The 22,354-nt window shown below is 40.9% G+C and carries 12 protein-coding genes; 9 read left to right on the plus strand and 3 right to left on the minus strand.

Translation table 11 applies throughout. The features are described from left to right. The first annotated feature begins 82 nt into the window (after positions 1-82). The 9 genes from ABQ275_RS02300 (at position 83) to ABQ275_RS02340 (ending at position 14,512) form a co-directional block, all read left to right on the plus strand. Entirely contained in the window at positions 83-1,423 is a 1,341-nt protein-coding gene (locus tag ABQ275_RS02300) for a hypothetical protein (RefSeq protein WP_349316653.1), read from the plus strand. Beyond that, a complete protein-coding gene (locus ABQ275_RS02305) occupies positions 1,423-2,502 on the plus strand; it encodes a S8/S53 family peptidase (protein WP_349316654.1) in 1,080 nt (359 codons plus the stop codon). The genes ABQ275_RS02300 and ABQ275_RS02305 overlap by 1 nt, the downstream gene beginning before the upstream one ends. Next, positions 2,499-4,673: a hypothetical protein gene (locus ABQ275_RS02310; protein ID WP_349316655.1), complete on the plus strand. Its 2,175-nt coding sequence runs from the start codon at positions 2,499-2,501 to the stop codon at positions 4,671-4,673. The genes ABQ275_RS02305 and ABQ275_RS02310 overlap by 4 nt, the downstream gene beginning before the upstream one ends. 50 nt (positions 4,674-4,723) lie before the next feature. Further along, on the plus strand, positions 4,724-6,235 hold the full coding sequence (locus tag ABQ275_RS02315; protein WP_349316656.1) for a hypothetical protein: 1,512 nt from the start codon (positions 4,724-4,726) through the stop codon (positions 6,233-6,235). A gap of 4 nt (positions 6,236-6,239) precedes the next feature. Then, a complete protein-coding gene (locus tag ABQ275_RS02320; protein WP_349316657.1) occupies positions 6,240-7,268 on the plus strand; it encodes a caspase family protein in 1,029 nt (342 codons plus the stop codon). Next, positions 7,258-8,775, plus strand: coding sequence for a hypothetical protein (locus tag ABQ275_RS02325; RefSeq protein WP_349316658.1), 1,518 nt, complete (start codon positions 7,258-7,260; stop codon positions 8,773-8,775). Before ABQ275_RS02320 ends, ABQ275_RS02325 begins: the two co-directional genes overlap by 11 nt. Before the next feature lie 175 nt (positions 8,776-8,950). Further along, positions 8,951-12,067 carry a two-component regulator propeller domain-containing protein gene (locus tag ABQ275_RS02330; protein WP_349316659.1) on the plus strand — a complete coding sequence of 1,039 codons (3,117 nt, stop codon included), beginning with the start codon at positions 8,951-8,953 and terminating at the stop codon, positions 12,065-12,067. Between the two features lie 18 nt (positions 12,068-12,085). Then, positions 12,086-12,871 carry a response regulator gene (locus tag ABQ275_RS02335; RefSeq protein WP_349316660.1) on the plus strand — a complete coding sequence of 262 codons (786 nt, stop codon included), beginning with the start codon at positions 12,086-12,088 and terminating at the stop codon, positions 12,869-12,871. Positions 12,872-13,411: 540 nt separating this feature from the next. Next, positions 13,412-14,512: a PEP/pyruvate-binding domain-containing protein gene (locus ABQ275_RS02340; protein ID WP_349316661.1), complete on the plus strand. Its 1,101-nt coding sequence runs from the start codon at positions 13,412-13,414 to the stop codon at positions 14,510-14,512. A 262-nt stretch (positions 14,513-14,774) separates the two neighbouring features. Here ABQ275_RS02340 and ABQ275_RS02345 read toward each other — a convergent pair whose 3' ends face one another. The 3 genes from ABQ275_RS02345 to ABQ275_RS02355 all read right to left on the minus strand — a co-directional run bounded on the left by ABQ275_RS02345 (position 14,775) and on the right by ABQ275_RS02355 (position 22,173). Continuing rightward, entirely contained in the window at positions 14,775-16,388 is a 1,614-nt protein-coding gene (locus tag ABQ275_RS02345) for a RagB/SusD family nutrient uptake outer membrane protein (protein WP_349316662.1), read from the minus strand. Between the two features lie 39 nt (positions 16,389-16,427). Beyond that, on the minus strand, positions 16,428-19,667 hold the full coding sequence (locus tag ABQ275_RS02350; RefSeq protein ID WP_349316663.1) for a TonB-dependent receptor: 3,240 nt from the start codon (positions 19,665-19,667) through the stop codon (positions 16,428-16,430). A 454-nt stretch (positions 19,668-20,121) separates the two neighbouring features. Continuing rightward, positions 20,122-22,173 carry a glutaminase domain-containing protein gene (locus ABQ275_RS02355; protein WP_349316664.1) on the minus strand — a complete coding sequence of 684 codons (2,052 nt, stop codon included), beginning with the start codon at positions 22,171-22,173 and terminating at the stop codon, positions 20,122-20,124. Between the last annotated feature and the right edge of the window lie 181 nt (positions 22,174-22,354).

Raw genomic sequence — 22,354 nt, forward strand, 5'->3', positions numbered from 1 at the left:
TTTTACGTTATAGTTTCCCCAGATATATCAACCAAATAATGAAATGTTCAATAATAGCATTCTTGATGTCGTAATTGGGCTCGTGCTCATTTACTTGGTGTATAGTTTGCTGGCAACTGCCATACAGGAGTCTGTATCTACCATGCTCCAAACGAGGGCCAGTACGTTGTACAAAGGTATCCGCAGTATGCTCACCAATACCCCGAAAGACAGGGGCACTGTAATGAATTTTATTAACTACCTGTTTTATAAGTTATGGATAGAGATAGGTGGATGGTTTAAATCTTTAGTCAGTGAAAATGAGAAATCTTCTTTCTATGATAAGTTTTATGATCATCCTACCATAAAAAATTACGGCGAAAACCTGTTCTTTAAAAAGCCTTCTTATCTGACCGCAGAAAATTTTTCCACCATACTTATTGAAACCATTAAAAACCTGGAGAAAGGGAATGAGGGAAGTCTCGCTACTTTTCCCCTGATCAAATCAATAGTTGATAATAACAACAACAACGTTATTGATCATGAAACCCGTGCTATACTCATTTACCATCTCAACGAGGCGGCAGGGGACCTGGATGTTTTTAAACACCGTATGGAGAAATGGTACAATGATACCATGGACAGGGTAAGCGGCTGGTACAAACGGACGATGCAGTTTCAACTGCTGATAATAGGGCTGGCGCTGGCGATCACACTAAATATTGATTCTGCGGAAATAGCCACCTATTTATCAGATAATAAACCGGCGCGGGAGCAAATGGTGAAACTGGGACAGGCAACCGCCGGCAATCAAAAATATTCCGCCGGCGATTCATTGATAACAAAAGAAGTATTTGATTCTGTAAAAGTATCTATCTCCAAAATAAACACCATCATCGGATTAGGCTGGGGTGATTTCGGCAGTAGCGATTCCATTTTCAGGAAGCACCGTCTCAAAGACAGTCTCCACTGGGGAAAGCCAACCAAACAATATATCGCTTATACCTCCGCTGTCTTCCAGGATTCTGCCAATGCTTATTTTAGCAGGTTGTTGAAAGATACGGTCATCGTAAAGAGTGTGGCTGTTGCTGATACGGCTGCTAACAAACCCCTGGCCGCAACACCTGTGGTTAGAACAGCCTACAGAGATAGCCTGTTAACCAATAAAGAAAGCATCATCGCCCAAAGGAAATTTGCATTACTATACGACAACGATGATTTTGATTCATCCCTGAAAAGATCTTATGTATGGTATCGTATATGGAGTTGGCGCAAAGTATTTGGCTTTATGCTCACGGCCTGGGCTATAGGTCTGGGCGCCCCTTTCTGGTTTGATCTCCTGAACAAATTTGTGAAGCTGCGTACCGCAGTAAAACCGGCTAACGGCAGTGGAAGCAGTACCCCAAAAAATACATCCGGAAGCAACGATGAAATTGATGGATAATGATAGCTGTAAAAATAGTTCGCCCTATATACATCCGTAAAGGGCCGGGAAGAAGCTTCGATTATTTAGCACCCATCTATCCGAGTGGGAAGGATATCATCATGGATGGTATTGAAAAGGGGGAGAGCTGGAAAGGTATTGATGACTGGTATTTCAAAATAAATGATAAGGGTGAAAAGCAGCGGTACTGGGCAGGTGGCGTTAGTGGGAGTGCTGCTGACTTAATTGCAAAGGTTCAGCTACCAAATGCACAGCAATACATCAATGACCATTATAGCAATGGAAAATTAACCGGCACACTCGATTATAATTATCTTTTAAACCTGGATGAAAATATAAAATCAACCCAGGGTAAAGGTGTAAAAGTAGTCATCCTGGATTCGCCGGTCAGTAAAAATATAGCATTCAGGAATCCGGTACGCAGACCCATGAATGTGGACCATCCTGCTGATGATCATGGAAGTTTTATTGCCGGCATTATAGCGGGTTATTCAAATATTATTGGTATTGCCAGTAATGTAGAGATCATAGAATTACCTATTAAAGATCAAAATGGCGCCGGACCGGATTTTCTGGTTTTGCAGGCATTTGAATATTTGAAAAGCACGGAAGAATTAATGATTGTTAATATAAGTTATGATTTAGGTATTAAATACGCTGATTTATTTAATGGACTCAGGAATAAAATTATTGTTGCTGCTGCCGGTTCAAATAAAGCATTACAGGATCAAACCATCATTTTCCCGGCCAGTCTTCCCGATGTTATTTCCGTAGGGTGTATCTCCAAAGAATATGCAGCCCTGATCAGTAATACCAGCCTGAATAACAGGCTGGACTTCATTCTTCCTGACTTTAACTATGCCTCATTTTCACTTGAAAATAATGGATTCGGAAACGATAACGGAGATAGTTACTCCTGCGCAATTGTTTCATCCGCAATAGCATTGCTGTTATCTGCGGGCAAGATTACCAGGGATATGAATTTGAACGAAGTCAGACAACAGGTTGCTGGTATATCCATGTCCTGGTTTGATAAGGATAAATTTGACATACTCAATATAATAACTCCCAAATCATGAAGCATTTACTGCTGTTATTCATAGGTCAGTTTATTTATACCATTGCCTGTGGTCAGATAAGCTATTACGACGCCATAAAGCTGAAACGGGAGGATAGCATAGGAACACACACCTATGATTTTGATTCTTCGGGAAGAATTTTATTGACACAGAATAATGCCGTATTCAAAATCCTGAAATATTATGTACCGGATAGCGATACTTCCGACAAGCATTTATTAATGAACGGGTTTGAAGATAACCCTTTCATGCACTGGGCGGGGACAAAACCTCACGGAAATGTTGTTTCCTCCGGTGCGCCTTCCTTTCTTTCCTCTATTGGTGGCATAGATGTTACCAACATTGCCAATGGAATAGCCATGCTGATGATAGACAGGGCAAAGAAGGAATTAACGGTTACTTTCTTTAACCGGTTTAAAAAGTTTGTGGAAGACAGGCAGGAATTCCGCGTACTGTTTCCGAAAACCACCGGTAACCTGAGCAACCTGCTGGCGTATAAATATCCTGAAATGCTGCCGGCTTTAAGAACCGGTTTCTTTGAAGATTTAAAGAACATCACTTTTCATCTGGACGATGTATTGGAATTGCCACGTTACAATGAACTGCTGAAAAACTTTCCGGAAATGCGTATGGCCATCAGATCAGTAAGGCTGATACATGGTATTGAATCCGGTGATATGCATCCCGCCGATGTTTTAACGCAATACGCCGCCTTTGATGAATGGACCGACTCGCTCACAAATTATAAATTTCAAAACTTCGGAAGCACGATAAAACTGGCAGCTATTTTTTCCAACAGTTTAAGAGATTCTTCCAGCTTATCAAAAGATCCGGATAGAAAAAAAGACAGCGCCAAAGCCTGGATCAGCTTTAAAAACATGCAGGAGCTTGTAAAGGATAAAGTGGCGTTCAGAATATATTTAGGGCTTATCTATCAATTGGCAAAGAAAGAAAATATACATTGGCAGGATGATAAAATAACCCATTCCTTTACCAGTATTATGGATCAGCAGAAAGATAATGTTTTCCTGTTTGAAAATAAGGTGACCGAATTTATTACACTGGCAGAAAAAGCGGATAAAATAATAGATACATTAAAACAGAAAAATAAAAATAAAATCGAACTGACCAAAGACGATTATTACAGTTATATAAATGCTTCGCTGGATATTATTGAATACGGATTCTCTATTTCAGATGTATTTGTTACCAGTGATAAACGTGTTATCAGTGACTATGCCAACATCGCTTATAAATCAAATGATCTGTACCGGCACATCTACAAAGAAGAATATACGCAGGCGGTTTCCAATGCAATGGACATCCTGGGCGGCGTTGTGGAGTTAATCAACAGTAACAAGGAAAACCTGGCGGATAGTATTAAAAGAAGATACAGTATTACAACACTCGATACCGCTAAAATAAATGCAGTATTCCGTAGCGGGCGGTCATTATCAAAAGTTGACACGGTGCTGCTCAACAAGAGCATTGCCTTAATCACTTCTTCCGGCCAACTCCGCAGGCTGAATGACTTCATTGTTAAAACAACCCGGTACGGTTTATTTATGGCCAATATTGTAGACGCAAAGAAACCGGAAGAGGTACAGGCCGTGCTGGAAAATGTAATCTTACCTGTTGGTAGTTCTTCTATCAAAAAGAATACGCAATTTAATATTTCTGTGCAGTCTTATTTAGGTGCGTATATGCGTGTAGGTAGTGAATCTTCTACTTTAAATACCTCCTGGACCAATAAGTTCGGCATCTCTGCACCAGTGGGTATTGCTGTCAGTCATGGGTTCTCTAAATACGGATCTGTAAGTTTATTCCTGCCTTTATTTGATATCGGTGCTATCGTGGATTACCAGCTGAAAAAAGATTCTACCGTTGGCGTCAATGGCCAGGACAGCAGTATTATTAAGAAGGATTACCAGATAAAACTGGGGCAAATAATTTCTCCTGGTGTATACCTGGTATATGGATTTTTGGGCAACATACCCTTGTCAATCGGCATTGGTGGTCAGTATGGTCCGGGGTTAGGGAAGATTGACACAAAGGGTACTGTTATCAATAATCCCAGCTGGCGCTGGAATATGTTTTTAAGCGTGGATATCCCATTCTTCAACCTGTTTAATTCCAATAAAAAATATCAGCTTCAAAAAAAATTAGATTAACGCATCATTCTTTATAACTGCATATTTAATCAGGCAATAAATCTTTGTATATGCCCCCGATCATTCAACTCGATAAACTGTATTACATCAATGTTGGAGAGCATGGTACTTTCCAGCCTTCAGGAGAAGCTGCCTACGATTCCACTTATGAGCATATCGATGACATCTTTAAATACCTGGAAGCGCAGGATCAGAAAAAGCTCGTCCTTTATTTTCATGGGGGCCTGGTCGGAGAAGATAGTGGTATGGATACCGCACAGCGGATCACAAAATATGTGAAGGACAATACCACTTCGCACCCGGTTTGTTTTGTATGGGAAACCGGGCTGCTGGAAACGGTACGCCAGAATTTTGATGTAATTGGCGACTCTCCTTTTTTCAAAAAGTTGTTGATTAAAGTAGTAAAAATTGCCGGTAAAATGCTGGGTATTGAGGTGGCTGATTTCATAGGTGCTTCCAAAGGTGTTGGAAATCTGACGGAAGAAGAAATAAATGCGGAACTATCCAAAGAGGAACCTTTCAAAGATTACAAGGTTGATCCGGGAAAGAAGTCTGTCAACCTGGTGGCTGTTGAAAATATGCAGGATGAAGAGGTCATTAAACTGGCCATCGCATCTGAAGTAGAAGCGGAAGTAGAAGAAGAGGTTTACAGTGATGTGGCGTTTCAGAACCTGGCCTTGCAACCCAAGCCACCGGAAGAAGAAAGGCTCATGAAAGGAGAGCATCCTGCCATTGAAGATGCGACCGGTAAGAAAGGGATTATATTGCCTGCCAGGCTGATAATATCTGCCACAAAAATTACGATTGCCGTTATAAGAAGACATGTCACAAAAAGAAATCATGGTTTTTATCCTACAATCATTGAAGAAATATTAAGGGAGTTTTATGTAGCCGATATCGGTACCTGGGCCTGGGGAAGAATGCGTGATAAGGCCAGGGATATGTGGAATGAAGATGATTTTTCAGGAGATCCTTTGGATTGGCATGCCGGCACCTACCTGTTGAAAAAAATCGTTGAATATAAAAAGGATCATCCCGATCTTATCATTGATCTTGTAGGACATTCAGCTGGTTCTATTGCCATCTGCGAATTAATAAAAGCTGTTAATGAAAGAAACATTGACCTTGCATTCAGGAATATCCTTTTCATGGCGCCGGCTTGCAGGTGTGAGTTGTTTGCTGAAACAATATTAAAAGGCCCTGCGAGATTTAAAAATTTCAGGTGCTTCACCATGTCTGATGTGTATGAAATAAAAGATCATCTCGTTCCGGTACTCTATCCGCGTTCATTATTATATTTAATCTCCGGTATTCTCGAAGAGCGGCAGAACGATGCTTTTATCCTGGGATTACAAAGACATATTACAGGTGGTAAACCTTATGATAAGGAACCAGTGCTGCAGTCAATCATGAACTTTATAAAAGGAGATGGAAGAATCTCTTATTCCGTTACCGGCGATGACTCCACCGACGGATTCCGTTCTACCGCGTTGCATCACGGCGATTTTGATAATGATAAGGAAGCAACCCTCGATAGTTTAATGTATCTCATAAAACAATAGCTATATGGCAAAAAATGACAAGGATTTTGCTGTGGTAGTTGGTGTAAGTCATTACGAAGGATTGAAACCTTTGAAAGGCCCTGATACGGATGCAGCGGCTTTCAGAGACTGGCTTTTGTCTGAAGAAGGCGGAAATATCCCCGAAGAAAATTGCAAGTTTTTAGTATCGAAGGAAACGCCTTTGATACCGTTGCAGGATGATATTGACAGACGTTTTGGAGAGATATTAAAAGCACTGCGGGATGCTACCGGTACGGGTAGAAGACTTTATTTTTATTTTTCAGGACATGGCTTGGGCATCACCTGGGATGAAACGGCACTGGCACTTCCACCCTGGTCGGATATCATGAGAAACTACGCGCTTTCTTCTACCAGTTATCTGAATACCCTGATAGAATGTGGCTTTTTTGAAGAAGTGTTTTTTTTCCTGGATTGTTGCAGAAACAGGATTCCCGGAACAACCGGCGCCAAACCATTATTTGGAAACGTAAAGCCGGCGCAGGGTACCGCCTATTGTGATAGCCTCGTTTGTTATTCTACTGAATTTGACAATGCAGCTTATGAAGCAGAGATGGTCACCAGCAAAGACGGTGTGCTGGATAATAACCTCGTCAGGGGCCTGTTTACCGTTGCGCTTATAAGTGGCCTGAAAGGCGCTGCCGCCAGGAATGGACAGGTAACCATCATGAGCCTGATGGAGTATCTGCAGAGCTATCTGCCCGAACTGGCAAAACAACAACAAAAGAAACAGGTTCCCCGCTTCATTAATAATTCCAGGGTACCTGATAAACCGATTACAGGAAAATTGACGTTAACAGATATTGATGTTACCATTAGCTTTTCCCGGCCTGCACAAATGGTTGTATTGGAAGACCCTAATTTAAATATACTCTGGACCGGAAGTACGGATGCTGGTCCGCAGGCTTTCAAACTTAAAAGAGGGAACTACTGCATGCGGTATGAGCATAATGACGCTGATATGAAAACGATCAGGATTGATGGAACACAAAATCCTTTTAATTATGAGTTCTGACAATATTTCCAATTATGTCTTCTCTTTTGAAGCGGATGGCCCTCTATCACAATTCGTTAAATTGAAATTATTTAATGGATTTGATGACCTGGTAGCTGAGGCATATGGGAAGATAACAGTAAATATCCCGAAGGGACTTTACAAACTCAATATTGAGTTTAATGAACAGATTATACAACGCACCTATCGTGTTGATAAAGATATAACGGATAGCTGGCTGGCTGCCGGTACCTATTCATCTATACCTGACCAGCAGCTGCTGTCTTCGCATGAATACTATTCTTATACAGCTGAGATGTGGAGTAAAAAATCTACAGTTGGTATTACGGAGGAGGTACGGAATTCTTCGCTGTTTGTTTTTTTACGCTATCCGAATAAAGAAGTAAAAGATAAACAGGTTGAAGCGGCTACTTCGATGGGGGAATATTTTTCATTGCTGGATAGCACGAGAAAAGAAATATACACGTTTGATGATCACTTCATCGAGGAAGACCATGAAGTTGGCTGGCTGGCATTTAATGCGCCGTTGAGCAAAGGAGTTTATTTCCTGGTGTACAATGGTCCCCTGAAAAGAGAAATGCCGCTGTATGTTTTTGAGCAATGGCAAACCCAGGTGTTTATCACTTTCAACCTGACACCGGTCTTTAAGAGTACAAGGATACTGCTTTCACGCCCATGGAATGGATACCAGGTGCTGGAGCGGGATAACCTCGAACTGGATGCCATGGTTCAGAAAATGCATAATGGTATTTACTATGTTCCGCAGAATTTAATTGACAGGGTAGCAGATGTAAAATGGGAGAATCCCATGTTAGGCATCATTGTCTGCTATGCTTACCTGCTGAGTGACCGTAAAGATAATGATGTACTTTTTGATATCATTGTTGATAATATCCAGCATAGAATTTTGAATGATACCAACGCCCCTGATATACTGGCGCTTAATTTATTGGCTGCTATTCATAAGAAACAGGTCATTCCTGATAGTCCGCTGGCCTATCCCTGCATGCTCCTGGCGGGTATGAAGGCTTATATGGAGCAATCTTTTAAACAGCCGCACTTAATAGCGCCGGGTAGCATTGTAGAACAATCGCTATCTAAAATGATGTTTGATTGTGTGTGGACAACATACGAGCCGCTTGCTGTTACAAAGGGAATAGGTGATCCTGTTCCACCTCCGATGCCTGCTATGGAAGAGCAAATAATAAAAGCTGCGGCGCCTCCTCCTCCTGTGAAAAGTCCGGATATGGCTACCAACTGGATCACCGCCAGTCTCTTTAATAAACTGATAACAGAAGAACCTATCGTGGGCGGAATTAATAGTATTGCCGAGCAATACCGTATTACGCCGAATATTGTTAAAGAGAATCTTGCGCAGATCAGTGCTTCTCCGGGCGCCTTAATGGATATGATAACAAAACTGGCTGGTAATGATACCATACAGATCAATAAAACAACAAAGATGGTTACGGAGAATATTAATAAGCTGATGAAGGGAGGGGAATAAAAGCAAGCGGTAAAAATGACAAATAATGAACGGATTTGTGACAAAAAGAAAACTTATATTAGTAATCAGGCTTGTTTTATAAGTATAAACATGATTTTTTTTCTAAAACGTATTATTTTCTGTTGTGCAGAATTCTGAGTGTGTATTGATTTTGCAAGTTTGTAAATCCGGCGAAGTGAAGTTTTATTTTTGCATATTGTTATTGTTGGCTGGGCAGGGATTATATGCCCAATCTTATTATTTCAGGCATTATGAAGTGGAGAACGGTCTTTCACATAATACAGTTTCGTGTAGTGTGCAGGACAAGGAAGGTTTTATGTGGTTTGGTACCAGGGATGGTCTCAACAGATTTGATGGACATCAATTTAAAACATGGGCTATTGAAAGCGAAAACCCCAATAGACTGTCCATAAGTTATATTACTGCGTTGGCGCTTGATAGTAGCGGCGTTTTGTGGGTTGGCACACAGAAGGGAATCTATCGGTTTGATAAGCAAAAAGAACGCCTGGTTCCTGTTATTGATACACTCAAAAGTTTCATGTTGATGGTCGACAGGTATAATCAGCTCTGGATTATATCCAATAACATAGCATATATTTATGAGATAGGGAGTAATAAGATAAGGAGACTTAGTAATGAAGCATATTTTGATCCGATCTGCTTTTGCCAATCAGCAGATGGTACTGTATGGATCGGAACACGTAGCGGTTATTTATGCCGGTTCAATAATAACACCGGTAAGATTGAAAAATACAACCTGTTTAGTCATTCATCTCCTACAGAATTTAAATCCGTCCTGAAAATTGCTGCTGATCAAAATGGTTTCATCTATATTGGTACACTCGCGCAGGGTATCAAAAAATTCAGTACCGCGACTTTAACCTATACCGATATACTCGACCATCATTCCGATGGAAGCACCATTTTTGTACTCGATATTTTGCAGGTAAACGAACAGGAAATCTGGTTTGGAACGGAGGGGGGGATTTTGGTGCTTAATAATCAAACCGGGGAATTTCATAGTATCCGGAGAAGATACCTGGACCCTTATTCGATTTCTGATAATGCTATATATACGATCTGCAAAGACAGGGAAGGAGGCATCTGGGTGGGAACATACTTTGGTGGCATTAATTATTTACCCAACAGATACCCTACGTTCGAGAAATTTTTCCCCGATAATTCAGCGCATTCCATTGGTGGTAATGCTGTGCGTGAAATTTGCCAGGATAGCACGGGAAATTTATGGATAGCAACAGAAGACGCAGGCATCACCAGGCTCAATCCCAAGACCAGGGAGGTTAAACATTTTATGCCTGGAAGCAGTCCAGGCAGTATTGCTCATTCAAACATTCATGGCTTATTGGTCGTAAAAAACGACTTATGGATAGGAACACACCTTTATGGACTGGACATCATGGATATACGCACCGGAAAGGTAAAAAGGCATTATAATGCCGGTACCGGTAAAGGAGACCTGAAGAGCGGTTTTATCCTGACTTTCCTGCAAACAAGAAGCGGTGATATTTATATTGGTAACCAGGTTGCCTTATATAAGTACAATCCTTCGGAAGACAATTTTATGAAAGTGGCCACTGATTGGCCAGAGGTTGCCATAACCAGTCTGATGGAAGATAAAATGGGCATTATATGGGTGGGTACCAATAACGGGCTGTATTTTTTTAATCCCTTATCTAATACGGGAACGCGTTATGAGAATAAGCTGGATAGTGGTATTATGAGTATGTTAGTTTCAGCCATTTATCAGGATAGCTACGATTATATATGGGTGGCCACTGAGGGAAACGGGATTTGGCGATTTGATCATGACGGAAAAAACTTCAGAAGATATACAACTGCAGATGGCCTGCCGGGTAATACCTGTTTTAAAGTACTGGAAGACAATTATAGAACTTTGTGGATTACCACAACAAAAGGGCTGGTAAACATGTCCGTTAAGGATGGGGTGATCGCTATTTATAAGAAAGCAGACGGATTGTTGAGTGACCAGTTTAACTATAATTCAGGATACAAAGACCGGGAAGGCAATCTATATTTTGGCAGCATAAGGGGAATGATAGCATTTAAACCTTCGCTATCTCCACAAAGCCGGTTTGTTCCGCGAATATATATTACCGGGTTTCAGGTGAAAAATAATGAGGTGGAAATCAGCCCGAATGGTATCCTGCATAAATCTATACTCTTTACAGATGAAATTGTATTGCCGTATAATAAGTCCACTTTTAGCATCGACTTTGCAGCCGCAAGTTTTGCATCACCGGAAAGAATCCTGTATAGTTACAGGATGGATGGTATTGATAATGACTGGAACAGGCTTAAATCCAACCAGAAAGTTTATTTCACTGATCTGAAACCAGGGAAGTACACGTTCAGGGTCAAAGCTGCTGGTCCTGATTTTCAAAGGGTAGCGGAAAAGGAACTCGGTATCAGGATACTTCCTCCCATATGGAGCACTATATGGGCCTACCTGTTATACTTTCTGATTTTTGCGGGGCTGACATATTACCTGTTGCGTAGTTACCGTCATATACAACATGCAAAAAAGGAAAAGGAGATCATCGATGCGAAAATGGAATTCTTCACTAATATTGCCCATGAAATAAAAACACCTCTTACCCTGATCAAAGGCCCCGTTGATAACCTGCGGGAAATTGCGCATGATACGCCGGAAATAGAAGAAGATCTGGCTATGATGGAGCGGAATACCGACCGGCTTATTAATCTCGTTAGCCAGATTCTTGACTTCAGACAAACAGAAGTAAAGGGATTCAGACTCAGCTTTGAGAGAGTGAATATAAACCTGCTGCTGGAAGAAGCATTTGATACATTCAATTTTGTTGCAAAGAAAAGGAAACTTTTATATGAAGTGAAATTGCCACACATAGCAGTTGTTTCTCTGGCTGATGGGGAAGCGTTGTATAAAATTTTCACTAACCTGATTAGCAATGCCGTGAAATATGCTTCCACGACTGTAAATATAAGGTTAATAGAACCTGTAACAGATACCGATAACATAACGTTGGAAGTATCAAATGATGGTGCGCTTATTGCCATGGAGATGAAAGAAAAGATATTTGAACCTTTTTTCCGTATCAAAGAAACGGCGGGGAAGAAAGGAACAGGTATAGGGCTTACTTTGGCGAGGTCGTTGGCCGAGCTGCACGGAGGTTCGCTTTACTTGCAACGAAACGAAGAGAATATGAATACATTTATTCTCACGATCCCTTATAAATCCCCAAGGACTAAGCCTGATTTATATGTATCTGAGTAAACTTCTAAACAAGAAATAATGCATCCACTGATTCTGCTTGTCGATGATGAGGAAGAAATACTGGATTTCCTCGAACGTATGTTTAAAAGCCGGTATAGTGTGCTTCGGGCAGTAAGTGCATCAGAAGCGTTGGAAATATTGGAACATGAAGTAGTACAGTTGATCATCAGTGATGTAATGATGCCGGGAATGGACGGTTTTGAATTATGCAGGATCGTTAAGTTGAATGATAAAACTTCCCATATCCCGCTTATATTACTTACCGCAAAGAGTACGATGCAATCCAAAATAAGTGGGTTAGAACTGAAAGCAGATGCATATATAGAAAAACCATTTTCAAAAGAGCATCTCCTCGCGCAAACAGCCAGTTTACTGGCAAACAGAGATAATGTTCAGAATTATCTTGCAGGATCACCATTACTGCATCTTAAGAGCAAAGATTATTCAAAGGCCAGTCAAAAATTTCTCGAACAGCTCTGTGATGTTATTAACAGGTATATCGAAGATGAAAACCTGGGAGTTGAAATACTTGCCGAAAAGCTTAATATGAGCCGGATGACCTTATATCGGAGAATAAGGGAAGTATCCAAACTTACCCCTGCACAATTAATTAACCAGGTACGCCTTGAAAAGGCTGCTGAGTTGCTGGTAACAAAAGAGTATAAAGTTTATGAAGTGGCTATGAAGGTGGGTTTCCAGTCACAAAGCAACTTTGCAAGGAACTTCCTGCGGCAATTCAAGGTTTCGCCAACACAGTTTTTACAATCCCGGCGAAACGATAAAGAGGAAGAGAATGATTGTTAACATGGCGGATATCCGGATGAATGCCCGATACTGATCAGCTGTGCGCATCAAAAAGTATCAGCGTGACTTCAAAGAAAAGCACAACGGGTTCCGGGTTCTGATCTTTACAAGGTAGCCAGACTACAAAAATGATACGTTTTGACTTTTTTTTGATACTTATGGCATAAGTCAAATTATAAATTTGAAGTTCCTTTGTGTTATAAATCAATTTATTGTTTGTTAGCCCAAAACAAATGCACTTTCATTATAGTAACCAGATGTAATAGAGATTGATGGATGATTTCTTGGAAAAAAGATATTAACGGCTTTCAGATACCCGGTATTTTAAAAAAAATATATGACTATTTTAATTAGTTGTGAATCCTGACTTTTTATAAGAGAGTTAAAAATAGATATAAGTTCATCGCCTGGTGAACCTTACCAGATAGTTACCCCACAGCGGGAAAGTAATACAAAATTACAAGTAATCTCATTTTACATGGCAGTCAGTCAGATTGCCAATGGAATACTTATCATCATTATTATCAAAATCAATCGAAAATGAGTAGCAATAAGTTTATTGTTCCACTAAGTATGTTGGGCGCCGGTGATGTTGAAGAGGGAATCAGGTGTGGGCTTTTAGGTGGATTGATACAAGATTTAAGTCAGCAGGGAATTAATATTTCCGATGGTTTTGTGATTACGGCTCAGGCATATAAGCATTTTTTGTCTTCGAATCAGCTCGAATCGCAAATAAGGAAGTATTTACGTGCTATTGAGTACGATAATAAGAAGTCATTGAATAGCGCATCGGCTAAAATCAGGCAATTAATCCTGGGCGCGAAATTTCCCGCAGAGCTGCACAGGCAGATTATCAGTTCCTATAATGCTTTATCTAAGCAATACCATATTCCAGATACTTATGTTGCTATATATTCATCAGTTGTGGAAGACGATGTTTCTGATCTGTTATTTGATTCTCAGCGGGAAGCATACATAAATGTCAGAGGCGCGGCAATGCTGACAGATATAATAAAGAGATGTTTTGCAGACCAGTTTACTGATCAGGCGATAAGCTACCGGTATGCTATGGGGCACCGGCTTTTCAATATAGGAACGTCTGTTTGTATCCGGAAAATGGTTCGCCCCGGCCTGGCGGCTTCCGGCCTCGCCTGTGCCCTGGATACTGGAGGCAAGTTTACAGGGGCAGTAGTGATAAATGGATCTTATGGCCCTGGACAATTGGTGATGCAGAAGAAGGTATCAGCAGATGAATTTGTTGTGCTTAGGTCTACCTTACAAGAGCCCGGTATTCCCATCATTGAGAAGAAAATGGGGGATAAAGGAAAAATGATGATCTACGGTAGTAATCCTTATGAAGAAACAGCTGTTATCCCCACAGATAAAATCATGCAATGCAGATTTTGCCTGGAAGATGAACAGGTGCTGATGATTGCCAGATGGGTAATTGCGATAGAAAAATTTGCCCGTAACAAAGGATATTGGTTTCCACTGAATATTGAGTGGGCAATTGATGGGCGGACCAACCAGTTGTTTGTTGTGGGAATCAGCGGGAGCTCTGCTGATTTCAGGAAAAGGATGGGATTGTTGAAGTCATTGGTTTTCGATGTTAACTGTATCGTATTTGGGATGGTTAATTAGTTTGTGGGAGCATCACCATAAACTATAATAATAGCTACTACCTGGCCATGCGCAATCCGCTGTATTGTCAGATAGTAGCTATTACAATTTATCCAATGAATAACATCACGATTAATGAATTGTCGGGTCAAATGTTCCTCCCCAATCTATATTCTGCTCAAGCTTATTTGCATTGGAAATAATGCTTTGCGAAATAGGAGCAAAGTAATATTTATCAGGTACTATATTAATCTTTACCCCAGATTGAGGCGCCTGTAGAATGCTATTTAAAATTTGATTCTGTTAATTGATAAGTTGCCCCAAGCTGTGAAGCATTTGTTAGTGGCATTTCTGAGCCATCGGCATTTATTGCAATAGCCTCCACACCATGCTTGGTGCTGTTGTTTAATACACTGAACATTCTCCAGCGGCGAAGGTCATTAAACCGGTGTCCTTCAAAACAGAACTCGATATTATTTTCGTTCATGATAGCTTCCCTTAGTTGCTCTCTTGTAGTAGCTGTAATTCCATAGTTTCCATCTGCCCCTGGTTCTATCCCTGCCCGTTTCCGTATTTGTTTTAGTATATCCATCGCTTCAGCAGGATGTCCGGTTTCATTGGCCGTTTCTGCATAATTCAGCATCACTTCTGCAAAACGCATCAGTACAAAATCTTTATCATATTGAAGAACAGCTGCCTGTGTAAGTGTTAGATCGCAATTTTTTAAGATAAAGAAACCGGTGTATGTGTCGTTGTTTTGCGATTTTGTACCGGAATTGGGGTTAATACCATAGTTGTCTAAAGCATTGGCAATTCCAAGTGAAGTGTATTGCCTGTATCCTGTAGGCGTACCGGCAACAGGAAAAATTGCAGCATTCCAAAGAATTGATTTGTTAAACCGAGGTTCCCTGTTCAGCCAGTAAGATTGTAGGAACTGTGCATCGGTAGTGTAATAAGCACTGGTAGGATCGTTATACAATTTACCATCTTTCATGGGGAAACTTTTCACAAACTCCCATGTAGGACAAGTGCTGGCGTGATCTCTGCTTAACGAACCGGGGCGTGCTCCATAATCCCAATTAGATGTTTTGTTTGGGAATTGATTAATAACAGAAAAAACAACTTCAGAATTTCTTTCTGACAATATAATATTTGAATAATCAGCTACTAATTTATATCCCTGTGATTGCAGATTATCATATGCGTTTTTATTTACCGTATAAGCATCACTCCAGAAAGAATTGTTCCATGGGTTGGATGGATTGAATTGTGGCGAAGCTTTGTACAATAGTACTTTAGCTTTAAAGGCAAGTGAAAAATTCCCATCAATCTTCCCCCAATCTCCCGAAGAAGGCAAAATATGCTGCGGCAATAATGCTATAGCTGAGTCAATATCCTGAATAATAAAATTGAAACAGTCTTTTGTAGAATTACGGGGAATATTCAAGCTGTCTTTATATCTATCCTGAGGGATCTTTATGTAAGGAACCCCTCCATAAGTTCTTACCATTCCAAAATAGGTATATGCCCTGAGAAAGTAAGCTTCTCCCAGGAGTTGATTTTTTACATCCTTGGAAAGATCTCCACCAGGTATATCTGCCAGCGCCTGGTTGATTAACCGGGCCTGGCCATAGTTCCAGTTGCCCAGCCCTCCATTTGTAACAGTTACAGCATCCTGAGAAAATGCGATTCCTGACAATTGGTCGCTGTTTACATCTGCCCTCACATTCCAGTTCCCGAATGCACTGGCATAAATATTAACTAAATATGCTTTGGCAAGATTAGGATCGTTCCAAACCTGGGATGGGTCGTAGGCGTTAAGATTGGGAACGTCTAAAACTTTTGAGCAACTACTTCCCAGTGATCCAATAAGAATAATTATAAATAGCTTTTTCATGAGCATGTATCTATAGTGAATGATTTATTTCAGTCCGGTTTAAAATTTTACATTTATGCCTGTCGTGAAGGATTTCATGACAGGGTATGAATCGTAATTAAGCTGTTCCGGATCCTGAAACTCTTTCATTTTTGAAAATGTAAAGAGGTTGGTGCCGTTAAAGAATAGCTGGGTGCCTGACAGCCCGATTCTTTCAACCCACTTGCCAGGCAGGTTGTAGGTTAAATTTATATTTCTAAGTCTTAAGTAGGCTCCATTACGCATCCAGAATGAAGACGCGCCTGTTCCCGATTCTAACCAGTTTTGCCCTACAGGCCGCGGATATTTTGCATTGGTGTTCTCAGGTGTCCATACATCGCCGGCCCAGATGGGATAATAGGTACGGAAATTTCCGCCCCATTGCCGTATTCCCCCTCCCTCTAAATTGCTGATCATCTTATCATAAGCACTTACACCCTGAAACAACATATCTAAGGAAAATCCTTTCCATCCTACATTAAAACCAACTCCGAAATTAATACGGGGCTTACCATTATTGCTTAGCAGTTCAATATCATTATCATCAATTTTTCCATCAGGAGTAGTACTAAAGTTCTGGCCTCTTATGTCCTTATAAAGGATGGCCCCTAAGTATGGCTGTCTACCATAGTAATTATATCCTTTTGCTATTAGTGCATCTAATTCTGCCTGTGTACGTATAATACCATCAGCTTTAAACCCAAATAATCTGTTACTCGGCTGCCCTATGGCATTATAAAAGCTTTGCTGCCCGCCTGGGTTGTATATGGCAAGTTGGTCCAGAATATCCCACCTGTCTTTAGCATACCCTATATTGCCATATATCGAGTAGGAAATCTTACCTATCCTATCCTGCCATTGCAAGGATAGGTCGGTTCCACGGAAAGATCTTGCTGCATAATTTTCGGGAGCGAGCGATTGTCCGTAAGAAGCAGGTAAGGTAACTGTACGGGGGCCTAAAATATTTTCCATCTTTTTTACAAAAACGTCAGCAGAACCGGATAAGCGGTTTTGCAGCATCGCAAAATCGAGCCCGAAATTTGTCTCATGTATGGTAGCCCATGTTATATTGGGGTTTGGAGTTTGCCCAGGTCTGATCGCAGTATAATAAGTATTACCAAGCATATATCCACCGCTGTTACCATAGCTGGTTCCATACAAAAACGGACTGATTTTGTCGTTGTTTACATCTACGATATTTCCTGTGGATCCGTAAGATGCGCGTAATTTTAGTTCATCTACCCATCTTACAGCATCTTTGAAAAAGGGTTCCTGGGAAACTCTCCACGCCAAAGACCCGGAGGGGAAAAATCCCCATCTACTATCTGGTGCAAAGGAATAATTGCCATCATCTCGAAATGAAAAATCAGCGATATAACGATCAGCGAAATTATAATTAACCCTTCCAATCAATGATTGGTAAGCTTCCCGAGCCTCGTTTGCGTCACCATACCTGTTTCCCGATGAGGAAGAGTAGGAGAACATCTGGTCAATATTCGAAACAGGGGAGTATCCTGTAGCAGTACTGCCGTAACCCCTGATTTCAGACTGTTCAAATACAACCATCGCATTTACGGAATGTTGGCCAAATTTCCGGTCATAATTAAGATATCCATCCAATTGATACTTGGAGCCGGTTGCAATGTTATAGCTCAGCATAGGCAGGTTCTGCCCGAATGTAAAAGTATTGGTTTGATTGGGGTCTGGCGGTCCGGGAATATATTGGTTGCCAGAGGGGTCTGCCGGTATGAAAACATAATTCTTTTGAAAAGTAAGAAACCATTTACGATAGAAATCGTTGGCTTCATAGTTGCCCACAAATTTTGCGGACAATCCTTTAATAAACTGATCTAATTTGACATTGAGCGTTAAAGTGGAATTTAATTGCCTTCTGCGTGTATGTATATATCTATCGCCCTCCACCTGATCAATAACATTCCACGCCTGCCAACTGCCCATAGGTGTTTGTACCGGGTATGGCGTGATGTGGTTAGCAGGTGTGCCATCCTTCTCAAGGTAGAAAGGGTATAGCTTAGGCCAGTTAAAAGTAACACGGTAAAAATCACCTACGTTATAATCGTCATCGCCTTCAAATGGCCAGTAAAAGCGATCATGGCTCTGTTGAGCTGCAGCAATATTCAAATCTAAAGAAACAGCATCGCTTATTTTAGCAGTAACATCGGACCGGAGATTGAATTTACCATAATCAAGATTGACATACGAGCCTTTTTCATTTGTATAGCTCAGCATGGAATAGTAGGAGATTTTATCACTTCCTCCTCTTATACTTAGTAAATATTTCTGGTTTGAAGGGTTTCGCCATATCCAGTCGCTAACATTGTAAGACTTGTTCTTGAAATAATCGAAAACTTCAGAATTATTAGGCGCTGTATATGGGGTATGCGCCTGTTCTGCATTGAATTGCGCCACCCTGTTCTGATAGGTCAATTCATCGGTCGCGTTAGTCATATTGCTCAGCAGGGTTTGTGTAGGAGTGGACACAGTGTTGGATACCTGGAAAGAAAATACAGGTTTTTGTATAATCCCTTTCTTTGTGGTTATTACGACCACACCATTACCCGCCTGAGCGCCATAAACAGCTGCTGTAGCAGCATCTTTTAAGATGCTCATCTGATCAATTTCGTTGGGATCCATTGCATCAAATGTTGACTTATCTTTTAAGATCCCATCGATTACATACAACGGTTCGCCAAAAGCTCCCCGGACACTGATGGAAGAAGTAGCGCCCGCAAACCCGGAAGTATTAATCACGGTAACACCCGCCGCTCTTCCCGCCAGCGCATTGGAAACATTAGTAACAGGGATATCATTAATCTTTTCCATTTTTATGGATGATACGGCACCGGTAATATTTACTTTCTTTTGCGTACCATACCCAACTACCACCACCTCATTCATAGCACCAATAGAAGCAGACAGCGTAATTTGCAGGGGAGTTTTGGAACCCACCGTCACTTCTGTCCGCTGAAAACCGATAGCCGTTATTTCTAATACATCATTTGCTTCGGCAGTAAGTGTAAAGGAGCCGTCAGGATGGGTTATAGCTCCTCCTTTTTTTCCTTTTATTTTTATTGAGGCCCCGGGAATTGGCTGTCCTGACTGATCTACCACCTTACCGTTAACATCTTGTATTGGTATACCCAATGGTGATGCATTGGCATTAAGACAGAAAATCAAAAAATAAATGAACAAACTAGCCAATAAACGGTGGTGCTGGCTTAGAGCAGGGATTCTTCTCATTTTAACGTGCTTTTTTATGTTTGTAAGTGGTTTAGCAAGCAACCGGGTAAATCGGGACAATATTCAAAGAAGTGATCTTGGCTGAATAATCCAGCAGCCCTAAGCTGCATTGCTGTTTTAGAGAACTGTTTTTACTTTCAGGTCCGGTATTTGGGAATGACCGGTTATTTTTTTTGACATTACTCTTTTGCTCCGTGATCAGGATGTTGTCCATGTTGCCGGAAACTTACTTTTATTTTGTTTTGACAATCGTTTCACTATAAACTAGGAAATGAAGTAAATTGGTAATAATGCTGATTTGGCTAATAAAGGTTGAATTTATTCATTGTTATGCGGACTGAAAGCAGCCTTTCCTTTCTTTAACAAAGTAAAATTAAACCCGGTAATAGTGCTATTCCCTGTATATCAAAAATGATTCAGAACGTAACATTTTTGTTGCGGCACCAGTAATAAATCAATCTCCATTCCCCAACATCTTCTGCTCCAACATCTTCATGAAGTAGCCACCTACAACACTACGGGCTTGCATACTGATCATTTTCCCTGTAGTGGTTTCGTGAAAATCGCTTAGCGGCACCCGCACAGAGCCTTCTGTAGCATATTTATAAATGGGCATGATAAATTTCTCAAAGTCACTTTGATTGTCAGCTAGTGTTGCAGTCCATAAAACCCAGTCACTTTTTGTATAGGTTTTACGACTATCCAGCGGCAACCCGAACTCATTTTGTTTGGTTAAATAGTATCTGATCTCTTTGTCGTATACAGTTTTTGGAAATAGGTTTAACTGAAGTACCTTATCCCAAACCAGGTTATATTTCTGGCTCCATGTGTTGTTCCTGTCAAACGTCAGTGCATAATGGTCGCCCTCATCGCACATAACCTGCCACTTCGCGGCCATTTCTATTGCTATATCCCTGTATTTCTGCGCCTTTTCATTGTCTCCCAGCATACCTGCGAGCTGGGCATATGCTGCGATACCCGTAATGGCTTTCATGGAGAGATTTGTATTACGGGCCAAATGACCTGCAAAGTCATCTGTACATAATTGATTGGCAGGATCAAATCCATCTTTCTCCAGGTACTTTACCCATGTAGATAAAGAAGCCCAATGCTTCCGGGCATAGCCGGCATTGCCTTCCACTTTGGCAATAGCCGCTGTCAATAAAATCATATTACCTGCTTCCTCTACGGGCATATCTCCTGGGTAGGTTTGTCCATTCGCTAATGGATAGGTACCCAGATCATGCGCAGGAAAGGGCTTGGTCCATTTACCACTTTCGCTGTAATGAAAAATGCCATTCAGCATACCCTTTAACAAATCGGGATTATACAGCAAAAATAAAGGTGCAGAGGGATAAGTGACATCAACTGTATTGATAGATCCGTTACTGAAGTTTTCTTTCGATAAGAACAGTAATCCGCCTTGTGTATCTTTAACCAGTTTGTGTGCAGCAATACTTTGCCGGTAGGCTATCACACATAAATCTGCATATTGTCTGCCACCTGCTTTAATAGCGGCATCATACATTTTTTTATTGAATACAGTACACTTCCTGATCGTTTCTTGATATTTATCTGAACTGCGTGCCAATTGGTTTTCTATAGTCTTGCTTCCATTGCTGTTCCACCAGGGACGTAGGTTGTTTTGGAAATATTGTATTGAATAAACATCATCATAACCAAGCATAAGCACCCGTTCCTGAGGTTTCTTGCCCACCAGGCCCAGATCAATGATTGTGTTTAGAAACAAACCCTTTCCTTGGGTGGAAGAGGTGGATGGACTGTCATTGGTCATAAATGGATCACGGTGATGTCCGGCAGCGGTAATATATTGTTTACTGTTTGCCACAGCTGAAACGGCGACATACATATATCCCCAGTCTATCCTTAAATTATCTCCTGATTTTTTTAATACAGGCTGGTTAACTGTACCTGCCTTTAAAATGTTAAGCCCGGACGCTTTATATTTTTGTGCAATGATTTCTTGGTCGGACGTATTTACCGCTATATCTGTGGAAGCGCCAAAGTATATTTTGAAACGGTGAGGAAGCCCGTCATTGCTCTTCGCGGTATAAGTAATATAAGAAACCGGGCTTGACAAAAGATCCAGGTCGTCCATCAATAGCGGCGATGTAAAAGTTATCCGGACGTCGATACTACCACAGGTGAAATCATAGATGGTTTGAGTGGCATTCAGGGTAACCTGTTTTTGTTGTGCATTTATTACTTGGTCATTTTCTTCCTCTTCATTGCCCAGCAGATTGTATATCTGGTTGTCCACTTTAACGAGGCCCCTCATCGATTTTTTTTCCCCGGTCCAGTGTTTTGTGGTAGAAGTATTTAACAGGTCACTTGCAGACCATATGCTGAAGTATGGATCATGTAAAATAATTGGATATGCTGGTGCCAACCGTTGCTGCGCTACCGTATTTTGGGCTAAAAGAAACGAGGTATATAAAATCGCCATTAATGAAAGTATGCTGATCTTAATATTACTTCTGATCATTTGTATATCTTTTATGACGCGAAAAAATAACACCTGTAATTGATGAAATAGTTGTTGGGGCAGATGGAAGAGCCGCATAAGCAGATTCCTCGTTCGTTTCCCGTTTTGAGGAAGCCGTTTATCAGCAGCTAACATGGCTAACCTGTATTCAAAGGAAGCTAAAATTTGTAATTTGACTCAT

The sequence above is a fragment of the Chitinophaga sp. MM2321 genome (genome assembly GCF_964033635.1).
Lineage (GTDB): Bacteria > Bacteroidota > Bacteroidia > Chitinophagales > Chitinophagaceae > Chitinophaga.

Excerpts from the sequence above, each read along its gene's own strand:
- ABQ275_RS02305 (WP_349316654.1), top strand. The coding sequence starts at position 1,423 with ATGATAGCTGTAAAAATAGTTCGCCCTATATACATCCGTAAAGGGCCG.
- ABQ275_RS02310 (WP_349316655.1), top strand. The coding sequence starts at position 2,499 with ATGAAGCATTTACTGCTGTTATTCATAGGTCAGTTTATTTATACCATT.
- ABQ275_RS02315 (WP_349316656.1), top strand. The coding sequence starts at position 4,724 with ATGCCCCCGATCATTCAACTCGATAAACTGTATTACATCAATGTTGGA.
- ABQ275_RS02320 (WP_349316657.1), top strand. The coding sequence starts at position 6,240 with ATGGCAAAAAATGACAAGGATTTTGCTGTGGTAGTTGGTGTAAGTCAT.
- ABQ275_RS02325 (WP_349316658.1), top strand. The coding sequence starts at position 7,258 with ATGAGTTCTGACAATATTTCCAATTATGTCTTCTCTTTTGAAGCGGAT.
- ABQ275_RS02335 (WP_349316660.1), top strand. The coding sequence starts at position 12,086 with ATGCATCCACTGATTCTGCTTGTCGATGATGAGGAAGAAATACTGGAT.
- ABQ275_RS02340 (WP_349316661.1), top strand. The coding sequence starts at position 13,412 with ATGAGTAGCAATAAGTTTATTGTTCCACTAAGTATGTTGGGCGCCGGT.
- ABQ275_RS02345 (WP_349316662.1), bottom strand. The coding sequence starts at position 16,388 with ATGAAAAAGCTATTTATAATTATTCTTATTGGATCACTGGGAAGTAGT.
- ABQ275_RS02350 (WP_349316663.1), bottom strand. The coding sequence starts at position 19,667 with ATGAGAAGAATCCCTGCTCTAAGCCAGCACCACCGTTTATTGGCTAGT.
- ABQ275_RS02355 (WP_349316664.1), bottom strand. The coding sequence starts at position 22,173 with ATGATCAGAAGTAATATTAAGATCAGCATACTTTCATTAATGGCGATT.